A 1,426-nucleotide genomic window follows, 5' to 3' on the forward strand; every position below is an offset into this window, starting at 1 on the left:
CATGCGTGAAGCCAAACGAAACGGTTCAGCAGTACTCGCTATTACGAATGTAGTCGGTAGCTCGATTGCCCGTGATGCCGATGACGTGATTACGACAAATGCAGGTCCGGAAATCGCGGTTGCTTCGACGAAGGCATATACCTCGCAGCTGATTGCGTTTTACTTGCTCGGCATCTATTTGGCGCAAGCGAAGGGAACACTGGACGCTGACACCCGTGCCTCATTGCTTGACCAACTGACCGGTCTCCCGGATCAAGTTGAGTATATTCTCGAACATGCAGATGAGATACGTCATTTCGCTGAATCGATCAAGGACGAGCAGCATCTGTTTTTCATCGGACGAGGACTCGATCATGCAGTATCTATGGAAGGCTCGCTTAAGCTGAAGGAAATCTCGTATATTCACTCGGAGGCGTATGCGGCAGGGGAGCTAAAGCACGGCACGCTGGCACTGATCGAAGAGGGAACGAGAGTCATCGCCTTGGCTACACAGGATGAGCTGCATGAGAAAATGATCAGTAATATTACAGAAGTGAAAGCCCGTGGAGCAAAGGTTCTCGGTATTACCTTAGATGGACATGTAGAGCTGCATCGCTCGGTTGATGATGTTTGCCTGATTCCGCAGGTGGATGCCTTGCTTACACCTGTTCTAGGCGTTATCCCCCTCCAGCTCATTTCCTATTACACTTCTGTTGCGCTCGGCAATGACGTAGATCGTCCACGAAATTTGGCAAAAAGTGTAACAGTTGAGTAAACACAACCGTCAGTCGTAAGGAAGGTAGAGCATTCAAGAAGGGGGAAGGATGAATGAACACCTCGAAGCGGACGTTGAATCAGGAGAAATTACTGGAGATTATGCTTCAGGCCTATCAGCTGGGCGTGCAGAGGAAAGACATTGATTTGACCATGATGATTGACACACTGACTTATGAATTGAAACCATACTTCGATCAGCAAATCCAACAAGGTCAGCTTGCAAAAGGGGAGCTGACCAAGACGGAGGCGATAGGATGAACATACATGCAGTAGTACTCGCAGCAGGAAAAGGAACCAGAATGAAATCTTCGCTCTACAAGGTCATGCATCCAATCTGCGGGAAGCCGATGATTGAACATGTTGTAGAGACATTGGAGGCATTGTCACTTCGCCACTTGGTCGTCGTTGTCGGTCACGGAGCCGAAGTGGTCAAAGAGCAGCTGAAAAACCGTGTTCAGTATGCGTATCAATCGGAACAGCTTGGTACCGCTCATGCAGTTTGGATGAGCCACGAAATTCTCGGGGCGCAGGATGGCGTAACGATTGTCATGAATGGTGATACACCGCTCGTACAAGAACAAACGCTGCGAAGTTTGCTCGAGTATCACCAACTAAAACAGGCAGCAGCCACGGTTTTGACCGCCATTGTGGACGAGCCTACAGGCTATGG

3 protein-coding genes are annotated in these 1,426 nt (G+C 49.3%); all 3 read left to right on the forward strand.

Going from position 1 to position 1,426, the window contains the following annotated elements:
- A partial coding sequence (locus tag PMI05_RS25135) for an SIS domain-containing protein (RefSeq protein WP_007728010.1) occupies positions 1-754 on the forward strand: 754 nt, incomplete at its 5' end.
- A gap of 53 nt (positions 755-807) precedes the next feature.
- Positions 808-1,014 carry a hypothetical protein gene (locus tag PMI05_RS25140; RefSeq protein ID WP_007728018.1) on the forward strand — a complete coding sequence of 69 codons (207 nt, stop codon included), beginning with the start codon at positions 808-810 and terminating at the stop codon, positions 1,012-1,014.
- Positions 1,011-1,426, forward strand: a 416-nt coding sequence (locus tag PMI05_RS25145; protein WP_007728019.1) for an NTP transferase domain-containing protein, incomplete at its 3' end; no start/stop codon positions are given. The genes PMI05_RS25140 and PMI05_RS25145, both read left to right, overlap by 4 nt.

The organism is Brevibacillus sp. BC25, from assembly GCF_000282075.1.
Lineage (GTDB): Bacteria > Bacillota > Bacilli > Brevibacillales > Brevibacillaceae > Brevibacillus.